Genomic DNA, 14861 nt, shown 5'->3' on the forward strand with positions numbered 1-14861 from the left:
TGGTTGATGGCGTATTTTCACCCATGCCGCATCCGCAGCCGCCGCCAACCCAGCCAGACCCCGCTGAGGCAAAGCGCCAGGCCGGCCAAACCAAAACCCAGCATCCAGCCATCCCACAGCGGCCGCAAGGCCAGCAGCTGGGGCAGATCGAAGCTGTGCAAAAAGGCGAACAGCCAGCGCTCCAATCTTTGCCGGCTGTTGCTGGTTTGCAGCAGGGCGCCGCTGGCCGGGTCCAGCACCACCCAATGCGCTTGGGCATCGTCAAACACCAGGCGCAAGGCCGGCAGCGGGCGCTCGCGCTGGCCCGTCATGGTATGGGGCTCGCGCGCGTAGTAGTAGGCGTCATAACTGCGCAGCCACTCGCGCCCCTGAATGCGCGCCTGCGGCAGCATGGGCGCGGCGGCGGCGACCAAGGCCGCTTCATCCAGGGCCTGCAGCGGCCGGGCCTGGGCGTCCAGCAGCATGCCGCCGGCCGGGCTCTGCGCCCACACATACTGCCGGCCACCCACCCGCCGCCATTCCAGCGTGCGGGCCGCAAAGCCCCGCTCGGCCAGGGTCGCCAGCACCGCCTCGGCCGAAGGCCCGGCCTGTGCTTGCAAAAGCCCACCGGCATAAGCCCGGCTATCCAGCTTGGGGCCCCCGGCCTCAAACACCCGCCAGGGGTTCAGCGAAAGCAGGCCGCTCAACACCCAGGTTAGCGCCAGTAAACCGCCCACCAGCCCCAGCACATGATGCCAACGCGCCAGCGGCGCGCGGTAGGGCGAGCGCGAGCCGCTCTTGTAGCGCCCCTTGAAGCGCCAGCGCCAGATGCCCACGGTCAGCCCGCTCAGCCCCAGCACGCAGCCGGCCAGCGACAGCGCGATGACGATGTCCGTCCACCAAGCCCCCAGGGCTCCGCCGCGGAAGATGTAGAGCCAGTGCAACCAGGCGCCCAGCCAGCCCCAAGTTCGCTCGGTGATGCTGGCGTCGCGTACCACCTCGCCGCTGACGGCGCTGACATACAGCCAGTTGTGCGCCGCGTCCGCCACGGCGACCCGGTGCAGGGGCCGATAGGCGTCGAGGGCGCGCGAATGGGTCCAGGCGTCCTCCTGCACCGGGCCCAGGCTTTGGCCGTCCACGCCCGCGGCGAAATGGCGGGCCGCGGCCACGGCCTCATCCTCGCTAACGGACGAAATCCGTTGACCCGTCAAGGCATCCACCGCCACCAGGGTCTTGCGGCCATCACCAAAGAAGTAGCGCGGCTGGCCGGCCACGCTGGCCAGCCGCCATTGCCGGGGCTCGTGCAGGCCCGAGGCTTGCAAGGCCTGCTTCAGCGGCACACAGCAGCCCTGCGTGGGCAGGGGCGCCAGCCCGCGCAACTGCTCGGCCGGCGTCAGCTTGGGGTAACCCACATAAAGCATCACCAGGCCCGAGACAAACCACAGCGCCATCACCAGGCACAGGGCAATGCCGGCCCAGCGGTGCAGCAGATAAAGCCAGCGGCGCGCGCTCATCAAAAGCGCCAGTCCAGTGCGGCCGTGGCGCTGCGCGGCGCCCCCAGATAGGGCAGGCTGCTGCTCAGATTGGCGACGTAGCGGGTATTCGTGAGGTTGTCCACCCGCAGGTTCAGGCTGAGGCGCGGGTCCAGCTGCAGGCGGGCGCCCAGGCCCAGCAGTTGGTAGGCGCCGTCCCATAAATCATTGGCCGCGTTGGCATAGCGCCGGCCCACATAGCGCCAGTCCAGGCTCAGGCCCAGGCTGGCCCTGGCCTGCCAGTCCAGCGCGGCGCCGGCCACCCAATCCGGCACATTGGCCGGGCGCTGGCCGGCGCGCGAAACGGGCTGGCCATTCAGCGGTTCGACAAAGTCCTCGTAGCGCGCCCGCGTATGGCTCAGATGGCCGCTCAGGCTTAGCGCGCTGCTGGGCTGCCAACGGGCGGCCAGCTCCAGGCCCAGGCTGCTTTGCTCGCCGACCGGGATCACCTTGGTTTTGTCGCTAGGGTCGGTGATGGCGATATGGCGGCGGCGGATCTCATAGACCGCCGCCGTGGCCGAGCCCCGCCCGCCGTCAAAGCTCAGCTTGCTGCCCAGCTCGAACTGGCGGCCGCGGGTCAAATCAAAATCGCGCAGGGCGCTGAACCCGGCCGTGGCGAGCAGGCCGGCCGGTGGATCGGCGGCCGTGCTGGCCTGGGCATAGATCTGCCAGTCGGCGCTCAAATCCTTCACCAAGCCCAGGCGGCCGGTGAGGGGCTTGAAGGTGGTGGCGAACAGCGCCGGGCTGCTGGCCGTGGCTGTGCGCAGATTGCGCGCCAGCAGGCTGATGCGGTCGAAGCGCAGGGCGCTCACCAGGGCGAAGCCAGCGCCCAGCACCGTGCGGTTCTCGGCGAACAAGGCCAGGCTGTGCAACTGGTTGCTGGCGCCCGGCGTATAGCCCGGCAGCAGACCCGAGGCCGGGTAGAACTGGGCCGCTGCGGGCGCGTAGGGGTCGACCAGATCAAAAGGCTTTTTGATCACCGCGACCGAGTTGGGGAAGCGGGTCTGGCGGTTATAGCTCCAGTCCAGGCCCAGCGCCGAGTCGGAAGCCCGGCCGGCCAGTTGGCCACTGTGGCTCAGCTCCCAGCGGCTGCCCCAGACCTGCTGGTCATGGCGCTGCAGCAAGGCGTTGGAGCGGGCCACCTGGCTGTTGCCGTTCTTGAAGGTATAGGTCTCGACGTTCTCGAAATCGCGCAAGGCGTCGTAGTGATACAGGGTGTGGCGCAGCTGGCTGTGCTCGTTCAGGCGCCAGTCCAGCAGGGAACGCAACCAGGTCACATCCTGCTGGTAACGCCCATCTTCGACGTTGTAATTGATGCCCAGGGTGGCGGGATCAAAGCGCAGTTGGCCGGCCACCGCGCCGCCGCCCAAGGGCTGCAGCATCGGCGTGCCCCAGTAGGGCTGGCTGACTTTCTCGTGCTGGCGCTCCACGGCCAGGGTGTGGCTCACATTCTGAGCCAGGGGCAGCAACCAGGAGGCCGCGAGCTGCCAAGCCTGGCGATCACGCCCCTGCGTCCACAGCGCGCCTTCGCTGCGATTGAGCTCCAGGCGCAAGACCTGCTCGGCCACACCGCGCTGCAGGCTCAGGGCCGCCTGGCCGCGGCCGCTATCGCCAAGGCCGAAGCGGAGCCGACCCTGATCGCCGCTGCGGTCGGCGATCTTGGTGATCACATTGAGCGTGCCGCCGACGGCGCCCGAGCCATTCAAAAAGCTGGAGGGCCCGCCTATGGCCTCCACCCGCTCGACGATCCAGCTGTCCACCGGCCGGGCGGCGATGGCGTCGTACTGCACGCTGATGCCGTTGTAAAGCTGGGACAGCGAGCCCGAGCCAAAGCCGCGGTAGAACACCGTGCCGGCCGAACCCGGTGGGTCGGCAAAGATCAGGCCGGGCACGCTCTTGAGTATCTCCTGGGTATTGCTGGCGCCGCGCAACTCGATCTCTTCGCGGTCGAGCACGCTGACGCTGGCCGGCGTCTCGCGCAGGCTCAAACCCAGGCGGGAGCTGCTGCCCGCGTTTTCATTCAAGCCGGTGGCGGCGATGGCGCTGCCGGTGACCAGCACGGGCGGCAGCTTTTGCAGCGCTTCTTTTTCCTGGGCTTGAACTGGGCAGGCGCAGGCGAACAGGGCCAGGCTCAGAGCCTGAGCCAGGGGAGAAAACTGATATTTCATAAGACAGGAAATGGGGATGCAGCGGCGCGGCGCGCAGGCCTTGGCAGGCCTGCGGCCGGGGCCGGGCATGGAATCGAGGAGGGGCGCCGCCGCTATGGGCTGGGCGTCGAGGATCGCGCGCTATTCAGCGCGGCGGCGCGCGCGGCTGGGCACTGGCCCAAACGTGCAAAGTGCGCGGCGCATGCAGGAACAGGGCCGGCAGGGCCTGGCCCAGCTGGGGCAGCAGAAGCAGGGCTTGATCGGGCGGGGCGGGTGGCAGGCCCAGCTCATGGCTGTGCAGCGAGCAGCAGGGGCAATGCTTGAGGGTTTGAATCTCGGCAGGAGAGCCCGAGGAGCTTGCTGCGCCATCCGGCGCCAACAGCACGAGCTTGGCGCCGGTGACGGTACACACCTCCGTCCAGCCCGAGCCCGGCCCCTGGTTCAAGCCGCTTTGCAGCGCGTGGGAAATCGAAGGTGCAAGCGCGGCCCACAGCATGGCGAAACATGCGATCCAGGCACTCAACAATTGATGACTTCGCTTGAAGACCATGGTGGGAAATTCTAGGGCGGGCTTCGGTCGCGGCAGGGTAGCGAGTGCGCAGATCGAAGCCCATTTGCTTTGCCGCAAAAAGTCTGCAATCAGACTCGCTCCAGTGCACGGTGAGGCAAGGGGGGCAGCAGCACCCGGATAGCATCCCCGGGACGCACAAGACCGGAGTTGAGCACCACGGCCATGATGCCCGCCTTGCGAATCAGGCGCCCATCGGCCGCACGCTCCAGCACGGCGGCCAATAGGCCGGCCTGGAATTGCTCGATCTGCCCGCAGGGGTTGCGCAGGCCGGTGACCCGCAAACGCGCAGAGTCGCCAATGCTCAAGACCGTGTCCACGGGCAAGGCCAGCAGGTCCAGGCCCTGGGTCGTGAGGTTCTCGCCCATCTGGCCTGGCGAGACTTGGAGGCCCTGCCTGCTCAGTTGCTCAAACAGCTCGGCCTGTATGAGGTGAACCTGGCGCAGATTGGGCTGGGTCGGATCTTGCGCCACACGCGAACGGTGCTTGACCGTCTCGCCGCAATGCACATCACCCTCCACGCCCAAGCCGGCCAACAAGTTCAGCTGCGGCATGGCCGATTTGGAAAAGCTATGCGTCTGGCTGCGATGCAGGGCAAGAACTTGGGCAGTCATGGCTTCCGGGTCTAAAAAAGAGTGTTGCCGCAGGCCGCGCTCAAGCCCCAGTCGAGCTCCACGCCCCGCGCTCCCAACCAGGCCTGCGCCTGCGAGAAATGCCCGCAGCCGATAAAGGGCTGGGGCGGCCGCAGGGCCGACAGCGGCGAAGGATGGTTGGCTTGCAGAATCAGATGCGCGCCCTGCCCTGCTGCCTCAATCAAAAGCGCTTTGGCTTGCGCATGAGCGCCCCAGAGCATGAAGACCTTGGGCGCGGCGTCCTGGGCCACGGCCTGGATCAGGCGGTCGGTGAAGGCCTCCCAGCCCTTGCCCGCATGGCTGGCGGGCGCACCGTCCTCCACCGTCAGCACGGTGTTGAGCAGCAGCACGCCGCGCGCGGCCCAGGGCTTGAGCGAGCCCTCCATCGGCGGCTGCTGGCCCAGATCGCGCTGCAGCTCCTTGAAGAGATTGCGCAAGCTGGGCGGGAATTTGCAGCCGGGTGCCACCGAGAAGGCCAGGCCCTCGGCCTGGCCCGCACCGTGGTACGGATCCTGCCCCAGGATCACGACGCGGCAGGCCGAGAGCGGGGTCAGCCGCAGGGCGGCCAGAGGGTCGGGCGGATAGATCGCGGCGCCGGCCTGGTGGCGTGCGTCCAGGTAAGCGCTGAGCCCAAGACCCGCCGGGCTTTGCGCCCAGGCTTGCAGCAGCGGCTGCCAGCCTGTGTCCAGCGGTGCGCCCCAGTCCATCAGACGATCAGGCGAACAGCGCCGCCAGGGCCTCGCCCGGCTCGGGCGCGCGCATAAAGGCCTCGCCGACCAGGAAGGCATGCACATTCGCCGCGCGCATCTTCTGCACATCGGTGTGGGCCAGGATGCCGCTCTCGGTCACCAGCAATTTGTCTTGCGGCACGCGCTCCAGCAGGCCCAAGGTCGTGTCCAGCGTGACCTCGAAGCTGCGCAGATTGCGATTGTTGATGCCTAGCAGCGGGGTCTTCAGCCGCAGGGCGCGGTCCAGCTCGGCCCCGTCATGCACCTCCACCAGCACATCCATCTGCAGGCTCAGGGCCAGGGCCTCCAGGTCGGCCATCTGCGCGTCGTCCAGGCAGGCCGCGATCAGCAGAATGCAGTCCGCCCCCATGGCGCGCGCTTCATAGACCTGGTATTCATCGACCATGAAGTCCTTGCGCAGCACCGGCAGGGCGCAGGCGGCGCGAGCCTGCTCCAGAAAGGCTTGCGAGCCCTGGAAGAACTGCGCATCGGTCAGCACGCTCAAACAGGCCGCGCCGTGCTGGGCATAGCTCTGCGCGATCTGGGCGGGGCGGAAGTCGGCGCGCAGCACGCCCTTGCTGGGGCTGGCCTTCTTGATCTCGGCGATGACGGCGCTCTGGCCCGCCGCGATCTTGGCGCGCAGCGCGGCCTCGAAGCCGCGCGTGTCGCGGCGCGCCTCGGCCTCTTCGCGCTGGCTGGCCAGCGAGCGGGCCTGGCGAGCCAGCTTCAATTCCTCGTGCTTGACGGCGACGATGCGGTTCAGGATGTCGGACATAGATCGTTTCACTTGGTTTGGCGCTGCCAAACGGCCTGGCATATCAGGCCGTCCTCAGCTCGTTCAACAGGTCCGGGTGCCTGTCCAGCAATTGGAGCAGCTTCACCAGGGCCAGCGGCGGTTTGGTCTTGCCGGTTTCATAACGCGAGAAGGCATTGACACCACCACCAAAAATTTCAGCGGCCTCGCGCTGGTCCAGCGCCAGCTTCTTGCGCACCTTGACGATGAAGTCGGGGGCCACGCTGGCCGCATTCACCTGCTTTGCAAAGCTGCGCATGGCCTGCATGACGCGCTCCGACTCGGCGGCATCCAGAATCGACTCACCACAAGCCGGGCAGAAATCCCCCCTGACGGCCGCAATCGACAGGTGTTCGCCCTTGTAGGTATAGGGCTGGTCGCGGGTGTCAGGGATCAGTTCGGCCGCGCCACAAACAGGGCATTTCATGCTCATAGCTCCTTGAAGGACACGATCAACACATCGTCCACGACCGTCAATTTCAGATACACATCACCCAACTGAGTGCGCGGGCGGTAGACGTCTTGCCAGATCGTATGGTCGGCATGGGTGGTCATGCTTTTGTAAAAATCCTGGGACGAAAGCGCCATCACCACCGCCAGCAAGCCAGGGAAGTCAAAACCCAGTTCTGCGGCCCCCAGTCGCGCCCCATGGGTAGTGCGAACCCGGCCCGCCTCGACCAAAGCCTTGACTACGCTCAGCTTGCAGTGCGGTGAGCGTTTTTCCATGCCGGGAATAATAACCTACTTGGTTAAATCAAGTGGACTTGCCGCCAGTTCGTTTAGGCCCCACCCAGGCGCTGAGTAGCGGAAACAAACTGATCCAGCTTGGCACGCGCCGCGCCGCTGGCAATCGCCGCGCGGGCGCGCTCAATGCCATCGGCTATCGAGCTGGCCACATTGGCGGCGTAGAGCGTGGCACCGGCGTTGAGGATGACGATGTCGCGGGCGGCGCCGGCCTGGTTGTCCAGCGCGCCCAGCAGCATCTGGCGCGATTGCTCGGGGTTGTCGACCCGCAGCGTGCGGTTGGAGACCATGGCCAGGCCGAAGTCCTCGGGGTGGATTTCGTACTCGCGCACCGCGCCGTCCTTCAGCTCACCCACCAGGGTGGAGGCGCCCAGCGAGATCTCGTCCATGCCGTCCTTGCCGTAGACCACCAGCGCATGCTCGGCGCCCAGGCGCTGCATGACGCGCACCTGGATGCCCACCAGATCGGGGTGGAACACGCCCATCAGAATGTTCGGCGCACCGGCCGGGTTGGTCAGCGGGCCCAGGATGTTGAAGATGGTGCGCACACCTAACTCTTTACGCACCGGGGCGATGTTCTTCATGGCCGGGTGGTGGTTGGGCGCGAACATGAAGCCGATGCCGGTCTCCTGCACGCTCTGCGCCACCTGCTCGGGCTGCAGCATGATGTTGGCGCCCAGGGCCTCCAGCACATCGGCGCTGCCGGTCTTGCTGGAGACGCTGCGATTGCCATGCTTGGCCACCTGCGCTCCGGCCGCGGCGGCCACAAACATGGAGCAGGTGGAGATATTGAAGGTGTGCGAACCGTCGCCGCCCGTGCCCACCACATCGACCAGATGCTTGCCCGGCTGCAGCGGCACCTTGTTGGACAGCTCGCGCATCACTTGCGCGGCGGCGGCAATCTCGCCAATGGTCTCCTTCTTGACGCGCAGGCCGACCAGCAGGGCGGCGGCCATCACCGGCGGCATCTCGCCGGCCATGATGCGGCGCATCAGGGCCAGCATCTCGTCGTGGAAGATCTCGCGGTGTTCGATGACGCGGGTCAGCGCTTCGGCATTGGTGATGGACATGGTCTTGTCACTCCAGGATTGCAGCGTTGAAGGAATCGATCAGTAAATCAGTAAGGGCCGGTCGCCGCCTTGGCCGCGGCCGGCTTGGCCGGATCGGCAAAGAACTCGCGCACGGCGGCCAGGGTGCGTTCTATGCCCTCGCAGTCCACATCCAGATGCGTGACAAAGCGCAGGCCTATCAGGCCGGTGGCCCAGATGCCGCGCGATTTCAGATGCGCCAGCAGATCGGCGCCGAGCCCATCCGCCACATCGACGAAGACGATATTGGTGGCGGCCGAACGCAGGCTCAAGCCGGGGATGGCGCTCAAGCCCTCGGCCAGCTGGGCCGCCAAGGCATGGTCCTCGTGCAGGCGCTGAACATGGTGGTCCAGCGCATGCTCGGCCGCGGCGGCCAGCAAGCCCACCTGGCGCATGCCACCGCCCACCATCTTGCGCAGGCGTTTGGCGCGGGCGATCAGCTCCTCGGAGCCGCACAGCACCGAGCCCACCGGCGCGCCCAGGCCCTTGCTGAAGCAGACCGAGACGCTGTCGAAATAACTCGTGATGCGGGCGAGCGCGGCAAACACATCGCCGCCCGGCCCGGCATCGGCCGCCGCGGCATTGAAGACGCGCGCACCGTCCAGATGGCAGGCCAGGCCGTGCTGGCGGGCCAGGGCCGTGGCCTCGGCCAGATAGCTGTGCGGCATGACCTGGCCGTTCCAGGTGTTCTCCAGGCAGAGCAGGCGGCTGCGGGCGAAATGCGGGTCGTCCGGCTTGATGGCGGCGGCGATATCGGCCAGGGCCATCTGGCCCCGCGCGTCCTGCAGCAGCGGCTGTGGCTGGATGCTGCCCAGCACGGCCGCGCCGCCGCCCTCGTAGCGGTAGGTGTGGGCGAGCTGGCCGACGATGTATTCATCGCCGCGCTGGCAATGCGCCAGCATGCCGCACAGATTGCTCTGCGTGCCGCTGGGCATGAAGAGCGCGGCCTCCATGCCGGTCAGGGCGGCGACGCGCTGCTGCAGGGCCAGCACGCTGGGGTCGTCACCGAACACATCGTCGCCCACCTCGGCGCGGGCAATCGCCTCGCGCATAGCGGCCGTGGGTCGGGTAACGGTATCGCTGCGCAGGTCGATGATCTTCATGAGCTCACAAAGCCAGGTTGAGGAAGTTCTTCAACATGGCATGGCCATGCTCGGACAGTATGGACTCGGGGTGGAACTGCACGCCCTCCATGGGCGTGGCCGTGCCGGCCAGGGCGCGGTGGCGCACGCCCATGATCTCGCCGTCCTCGCTGCGCGCCGTGATGTCGAATTCCTTGGGGCAGGAGGCTTCTTCGATCACCAGGGAGTGGTAGCGGATGACGCTGAACTCACGCGGCAGGTTCTTGAACACGCCTTTCTGATCGGTGCTCAGCATGCTGGCCTTGCCATGCATCTGGGTCTTGGCCCGCACGATCTTGCCGCCCAAGGCCGCACCCATGCTTTGATGGCCCAGGCAAACGCCCAGGATGGGCAGCTTGCCCATGAATTCCTGGATGGCGGCGATGCAGATGCCGGCCTCGGCGGGCGAGCAGGGGCCGGGCGAGAGCACCAGATGGTCGGGCTTGAGCGCGGCAATCTCGGCCAGTGTGATCTCGTCGTTACGGGCGACCTGGACCTCGGCGCCCAGCTCACCGAAGTACTGCACCAGATTGAAGGTGAAGCTGTCGTAGTTGTCTATCATCAGCAGGCGCATGATTCGGCTCCAAAACAAAATGCAACCACAGAGGCACTGAGACACAGAGGCTTTGAGTTCATAGCGCCACCCTCTTCAGCCCTTGACGCAATTGCGCGCAATTGAAATTGATCAACAAACCTGTAGGCAAATTCAGCAGCTTCAGATAGGTCAATAGCTGCGCGGTATGAACCGCCTCCAATCGTTCAACTGCCTTCAACTCCAGCACCAAACTTTCCTCAACGATCAAATCCACCCGATAGCTTTGAGCCAGGGGGACGCCCTTGTAGACGATGGGCATTTCAATCTGACGCCGAAACTGGATGCCTCGCAATGCAAACTCGGCGCACAAGGCAGCTTCATATGCAGCTTCAAGAAGCCCTGGACCTAACTCTCGGTGAACCTCAATGGCCGCACCTATCGTGAGCTCGGACACATCAAAACTCTGTGCCTCTGTGCCTCTGTGGTTGCATTGATTGGAGCCCATCAAAACCCCTCCTCAACGAGTTCAGCCGCGCGTATCAAAGCGCGAGCCTTGTGTTCGGTCTCGGCCCATTCCAGCTCGGGCACCGAGTCGGCCACCACGCCGGCCGCGGCCTGCACATAGAGCACCTGGTCCTTGACGATGCCGGTGCGGATGGCGATGGCCAGGTCCATATCGCCGGCAAAGCTGATGTAGCCGCAGGCACCACCGTAAAGCCCGCGCTTGACGGGTTCCAGCTCATCGATGATTTCCATCGCGCGGATCTTGGGCGCGCCGCTCAAGGTGCCGGCCGGGAAGGTGGCGCGGAACACATCCATATTCGACAAGCCCTCGCGCAAGCCCCCCTCGACATTGCTGACGATGTGCATGACGTGGGAGTAACGCTCCACCGCAAAGGCGTCGCTGACCTTGACCGAACCGGTCTTGGCGATGCGGCCGATGTCGTTGCGGGCCAGGTCGATCAGCATCAGATGCTCGGCCAGCTCCTTGGGGTCGGCGCGCAGCTCGGCTTCCAGGGCCTGGTCTTTCTCAAGCGTGCCACCGCGCGGGCGGGTGCCGGCCAGCGGGCGAATCGTGACCTTTTGTCCCTCGGGCGTGGGCTCCTGGCGCACCAGGATCTCGGGCGAGGCACCGACGATCTGGAAGTCCCCCATGTCATAGAAGTACATGTATGGGCTGGGGTTGAGCGAACGCAGGGCGCGGTACAGGCTCAGCGGCGACTCGGTATAGCGCTTGCGCAGGCGCTGGCCGATCTGCACCTGCATCATGTCGCCGGCGGCGATGTATTCCTTGGCCTTGAGCACGGCGGCGAGGTAGTCGGCCTTGGCGAATTCGCGCTCCACCGGATGGGCCTGGCCGCGCTTGACCTGGGGGGCGCTGACGCTGTAGCTGAGCTGGTCGCGCAAGGCCGTCAGGCGCTTCTGGGCGCGGAAATAGGCCTCGGGCTGGGCCGGGTCGGCGTAGACGATGAGGTAGAGCCGGCCCGAGAGGTTGTCGATCACCGCCAGCTCCTCGCATTGCAGAAGCATCACATCGGGGGTATCAATGCCACCGGCCTTGTCCGTCTTGGCCAGCTTGGGCTCGATATAGCGCACGGCGTCGTAGCCGAAGTAGCCGGCCAGGCCGCCGCAAAAGCGCGGCAGGCCGGGGCGCAGCGCCACCTTGAAGCGCTTTTGATAGGCCTCGATAAAGGCCAGCGGGTCGCCCTCGTGGCGCTCCTGCAATTCGCCGTCGCGCAAGACCTCGGTGAGCCGGCCCACGCTTTTAAGCACGGTGCGGGCCGGCAGGCCGATGAAGGAGTAGCGGCCGAAGCGCTCGCCGCCCACCACCGACTCCAGCAAGAAGCTGTTCCTGCCGCCACCGGCACCGCCGGCACAGAGCTTGAGGTAGAGGGAGAGCGGCGTTTCCAGATCGGCGAAGGCCTCGCTGATCAGCGGAATGCGGTTATAGCCTTGGGCGGCCAGGCTTTTGAATTCAAGTTCGGTCATCACGAAACCCAGTTCTTGGATTTGCGGCGGCCCCGGGCAGAGATGGCTACAGGGGCGCCGCTGGATTCATTCAGGGCGCTTGGCTGACGGATTTTCACGCGCAGGAGGGCGTTTTTGGCGCCGGGTGTTCAGGCCCTCGCGGCCAGGGCACCCGTGCATGCGTACAGCATCAAGCGGCTTCAGCGTTTGAAGTCGTGCAGCGGACGACGCCAGGGCCAGGCTCCCCGGTCATGCGACCCTTTGATGTGCTTGCGCGTGATGAACATGGGGCGGAGTGTAGCAGCGCCCTTGCAGCTCGGCGCAGCGCCTTGCCGGGGCGGCGTAAGGGCTTGTCCCGTCGAGACGCGGGGTTTGACCGATACTCACGGCCTCAGGGATCTTGCATCGGCCTCGGCAGAAGGCCGTCAAAATTGGAGACTAGGAATGCGTGCATTCTTTGTGGCGGCGGCCCTGACACTGGCGGCCGCCATGGCCTGTGCCGAAACGGTGGAGGTGGCCGGCGTCAAATACGAAACCGAGGTCGAGATCGGCAAGCAGCCGGCCCATCTCAACGGCGCGGGCATACGCTACAAGGCCGTGTTCAAGGTCTACACGGCGGCGCTCTATCTGGGCAGCAAGAGCAGCAATGTCGAGACGGTGCTGGGCAGCAATACCGTCAAGCGCATGCACATCACCATGTTGCGCGAGGTTGATGGCACCGAACTGGGCAAGCTCTTCACCAAGGGCATCGAACAGAACGCCACCCGGGATGAATTCACCAAGGCCATCAACGGCGTGCTGCGGGTGGGCGAGATCTTCTCCAGTCGCAAGAGCCTGGCGGCGGGCGAACATTTCTCGGTGGACTACATCCCCGGCACCGGCTCGGTGATCCAGCTCAACGGCAAGGTGATGGGCGCGCCCATCAAGGAGCCGGAGTTCTACGCCGCCTTTCTGCGCGTCTGGCTGGGCAAGGCCCCCGCGGATGAATTCCTGAAGGACGCCTTGCTCGGCGTGCCGCGCGGCCGCCAGCGTTGACGGCGCGCCCATCTGGATTCAGCCCAGGCGCAGCTGATCCAGGCGATCCAGATGCTGCAGGGCCGGCACGGCCTGTATCGGCTCGCCGTGGTTATAGCCATAGCTCATCAAGACCACCGGGCAGCCGGCCGCACGGGCGGCCTTGGCATCGTTGCTGGAGTCGCCAATCATCCAGGTCTGCTCGGGCCTTGAGCCCAGGGCCTCGCAGGTCTTAAGCAGGGGCATGGGGTCGGGCTTTTTGCGCTCGAAGCTGTCGCCGCCGAAGACCTGGTCAAAATAGTCCAGCAAACCCTTGCTGGCCAGCAAGTCCTTGGCGAAGGCCGCCGGCTTATTGGTCACGCAGGCCATGGGCAGGCCGAGCGCGCGCACCCGCTCCAGGCCCTCGACGACGCCGGGGAAGACGGCCGAGAACTGGCCGTTCAATTCGCGGTAATGGGCTTGGTAGGCGGCCCAGGCCGGCTCGTACAGGCCGCGCTCGGCACCCACATGGGCCAGGGTGCTGCGAATCAGGTGCTCGCTGCCCTGCCCGATTGTCAGCGCCACAAAATCGCGCGCCACCGCCGGCAGGCCCAGTTCGGCCAATACCCGGTTGAGCACCACGACGAAATCACCCAAGGTGTCGACCAGGGTGCCGTCGAGATCGAAGATGGTGGCCCGGGGGCGGGCAAAAGATGAGGGCGTCGCAAGGGCAGAGTTCATGGGCTTGGCGTCGTGCTTGGGAATGGCACGGATCCTAGCCGCTGGGGATGGCCGGCCGCGCCGGCACCCCGAATGCCCTTGCGCGGGCCTGCCTTAATCCCGGCCTGGGCGGCGGCGTAAGGCCAGCAAGGCCAGGCCGCCCAGCGACAGCAGCGCCCATGCGGCGGGCTCGGGCACCGGCTGCAGCTGGAAGCTGACCTGCGCCTCGTGGCTATAGCCCTGGGCCGGGATGGTCATGAACTCCACATTGGCCGCCGGCGACAGCCATTCCGCAAAAAACACATTGGCATAGCTGCCCGATTGGGTTTGGTAGCCGAAGCCCTCGCCCGTCAGCTGGCCATCGGCCTTGATCCAGTTGTCCACCACAAAAGGCTCGTTGCCGGGAATGGCCGTGCCGGCGGGCTGCAGGCCGATGATGAGGTCGCCATTGCGCTGGCCGCTGATGGACAGGATCTCGTAAAAGCCCGCGCTGTTGACGCTCAAGCTGGTAGTTAGCGTGCCGGCGGCCGCAATGCCGCTGCCGCTATAGCTCCAGTTCCACAGCTGCACCGGCGTGGCCGCCGAAACCGCAGTGGTGGCCATCAGCCCCCCCGCCAGGAAAAGACTCGCCGCGGTCCGGCGCAGCAGCGCGCTGGATGGCTTGCCTGCGATGCCTGAAAAATATGTCGTCATGGTTTTCTCCCTGAGTTTTGTGATTGAAGCCTGCAAAGGCAGCGTGAATATAGCCCGCGCTCTCGGCCACTTGGCGGGCAAGCTGTCCCCTGTTTGCGCTTGGTCAGGGATGGAAATTCAAAAGACGTATATTTCATACACCTTTAAAGGCGCCCCAAAAAACGGCGGCGCGCGCTGGCAAACCCGGCCGCAACGCCCTCCTCAATCACATGGACTACCTCCTTCTCAAAACCCTGCACCAGAGCCTGGTGACTCTTTCCATCGCCGGCTTTGCGGCCCGCGGCCTTGGCAGCCTGAATGGCGCGGCCTGGGTGGGCCGTCCCCTGGCCAAACGCCTGCCGCATCTGGTCGATTCCCTGCTGCTGCTCTCGGCCCTGGCGCTTTTGTGGATGCTGCAGCTCAATCCGCTGAGCAGCCCCTGGCTGCTGGCCAAGCTTTTAGGCTTGTTGCTCTATATCGGCCTGGGCGTGCTGGCCTTGCAAGCCCGACGGCCTGCTTGGCAAAGAACCCTGGCCTTCGCCGCGGCCCTGGCCACCGTGGGCTGGATGGTGTCGGTGGCGATCAGCAAAAGCCCCTGGGGTTTCTTTCGGCTGATGCTGCAATAAACAATTGTCCCTTCA

The 14861-nt window shown here is 65.7% G+C and carries 17 protein-coding genes; 2 read left to right on the forward strand and 15 right to left on the reverse strand.

All coding sequences use genetic code 11. The annotated features are described in order from the left end of the window. Positions 1-17: 17 nt before the first annotated feature. The 13 genes from HNP55_RS07675 to trpE all read right to left on the reverse strand — a co-directional run bounded on the left by HNP55_RS07675 (position 18) and on the right by trpE (position 11859). Positions 18-1493, reverse strand: a complete 1476-nt coding sequence (locus HNP55_RS07675) for a PepSY domain-containing protein (protein ID WP_184297912.1) — start codon at positions 1491-1493, stop codon at positions 18-20. Further along, the gene (locus HNP55_RS07680; RefSeq protein WP_221439508.1) at positions 1493-3679 is read right to left on the reverse strand and encodes a TonB-dependent receptor; all 2187 of its coding nucleotides are present in this window, start codon (positions 3677-3679) and stop codon (positions 1493-1495) included. The genes HNP55_RS07675 and HNP55_RS07680 overlap by 1 nt, the downstream gene beginning before the upstream one ends. Before the next feature lie 124 nt (positions 3680-3803). Then, positions 3804-4181 (reverse strand): DUF2946 domain-containing protein, encoded by a 378-nt coding sequence (locus tag HNP55_RS07685; RefSeq protein WP_246448283.1) that lies wholly within the window; start codon positions 4179-4181, stop codon positions 3804-3806. Between the two features lie 116 nt (positions 4182-4297). Further along, positions 4298-4840: an MOSC domain-containing protein gene (locus tag HNP55_RS07690; RefSeq protein WP_184297918.1), complete on the reverse strand. Its 543-nt coding sequence runs from the start codon at positions 4838-4840 to the stop codon at positions 4298-4300. 11 nt (positions 4841-4851) lie between these two features. Beyond that, positions 4852-5565 (reverse strand): uracil-DNA glycosylase, encoded by a 714-nt coding sequence (locus HNP55_RS07695; protein WP_184297920.1) that lies wholly within the window; start codon positions 5563-5565, stop codon positions 4852-4854. Between the two features lie 7 nt (positions 5566-5572). Then, on the reverse strand, positions 5573-6361 hold the full coding sequence (gene trpC / locus HNP55_RS07700; protein ID WP_184297922.1) for an indole-3-glycerol phosphate synthase TrpC: 789 nt from the start codon (positions 6359-6361) through the stop codon (positions 5573-5575). A gap of 43 nt (positions 6362-6404) precedes the next feature. Next, positions 6405-6806 (reverse strand): type II toxin-antitoxin system MqsA family antitoxin, encoded by a 402-nt coding sequence (locus tag HNP55_RS07705; protein WP_184297924.1) that lies wholly within the window; start codon positions 6804-6806, stop codon positions 6405-6407. A 2-nt stretch (positions 6807-6808) separates the two neighbouring features. Continuing rightward, entirely contained in the window at positions 6809-7105 is a 297-nt protein-coding gene (locus HNP55_RS07710) for a type II toxin-antitoxin system MqsR family toxin (protein ID WP_184297926.1), read from the reverse strand. Between the two features lie 53 nt (positions 7106-7158). Further along, positions 7159-8193: an anthranilate phosphoribosyltransferase gene (trpD, locus tag HNP55_RS07715; protein ID WP_184297928.1), complete on the reverse strand. Its 1035-nt coding sequence runs from the start codon at positions 8191-8193 to the stop codon at positions 7159-7161. A 47-nt stretch (positions 8194-8240) separates the two neighbouring features. Beyond that, positions 8241-9314: a low-specificity L-threonine aldolase gene (ltaE, locus tag HNP55_RS07720; protein WP_184297930.1), complete on the reverse strand. Its 1074-nt coding sequence runs from the start codon at positions 9312-9314 to the stop codon at positions 8241-8243. Between the two features lie 4 nt (positions 9315-9318). Next, on the reverse strand, positions 9319-9906 hold the full coding sequence (locus HNP55_RS07725) for an anthranilate synthase component II (protein WP_184297932.1): 588 nt from the start codon (positions 9904-9906) through the stop codon (positions 9319-9321). A gap of 58 nt (positions 9907-9964) precedes the next feature. Then, a complete protein-coding gene (locus HNP55_RS07730; protein WP_184297934.1) occupies positions 9965-10372 on the reverse strand; it encodes a GxxExxY protein in 408 nt (135 codons plus the stop codon). After that, the gene (gene trpE, locus HNP55_RS07735; RefSeq protein ID WP_184297936.1) at positions 10372-11859 is read right to left on the reverse strand and encodes an anthranilate synthase component I; all 1488 of its coding nucleotides are present in this window, start codon (positions 11857-11859) and stop codon (positions 10372-10374) included. The genes HNP55_RS07730 and trpE overlap by 1 nt, the downstream gene beginning before the upstream one ends. Positions 11860-12279: 420 nt before the next feature. On the opposite strand from trpE, the gene HNP55_RS07740 reads away from it, so the two are divergent. After that, on the forward strand, positions 12280-12870 hold the full coding sequence (locus HNP55_RS07740; RefSeq protein WP_184297938.1) for a chalcone isomerase family protein: 591 nt from the start codon (positions 12280-12282) through the stop codon (positions 12868-12870). An 18-nt stretch (positions 12871-12888) separates the two neighbouring features. Here the strand turns inward: HNP55_RS07740 and gph are convergent, their stop codons facing one another. Both gph and HNP55_RS07750 read right to left on the reverse strand, forming a co-directional pair. Next, positions 12889-13569: a phosphoglycolate phosphatase gene (gph, locus tag HNP55_RS07745; protein WP_184297940.1), complete on the reverse strand. Its 681-nt coding sequence runs from the start codon at positions 13567-13569 to the stop codon at positions 12889-12891. 93 nt (positions 13570-13662) lie between these two features. Then, the gene (locus tag HNP55_RS07750; RefSeq protein WP_184297942.1) at positions 13663-14241 is read right to left on the reverse strand and encodes a PEP-CTERM sorting domain-containing protein; all 579 of its coding nucleotides are present in this window, start codon (positions 14239-14241) and stop codon (positions 13663-13665) included. Between the two features lie 209 nt (positions 14242-14450). On the opposite strand from HNP55_RS07750, the gene HNP55_RS07755 reads away from it, so the two are divergent. Next, positions 14451-14846, forward strand: a complete 396-nt coding sequence (locus HNP55_RS07755) for a SirB2 family protein (protein ID WP_184297944.1) — start codon at positions 14451-14453, stop codon at positions 14844-14846. Positions 14847-14861: the final 15 nt, after the last annotated feature.

It is taken from the genome of Roseateles oligotrophus (assembly GCF_014204525.1).
GTDB classification, from domain to species: domain Bacteria; phylum Pseudomonadota; class Gammaproteobacteria; order Burkholderiales; family Burkholderiaceae_C; genus Paucibacter_A; species Paucibacter_A oligotrophus_A.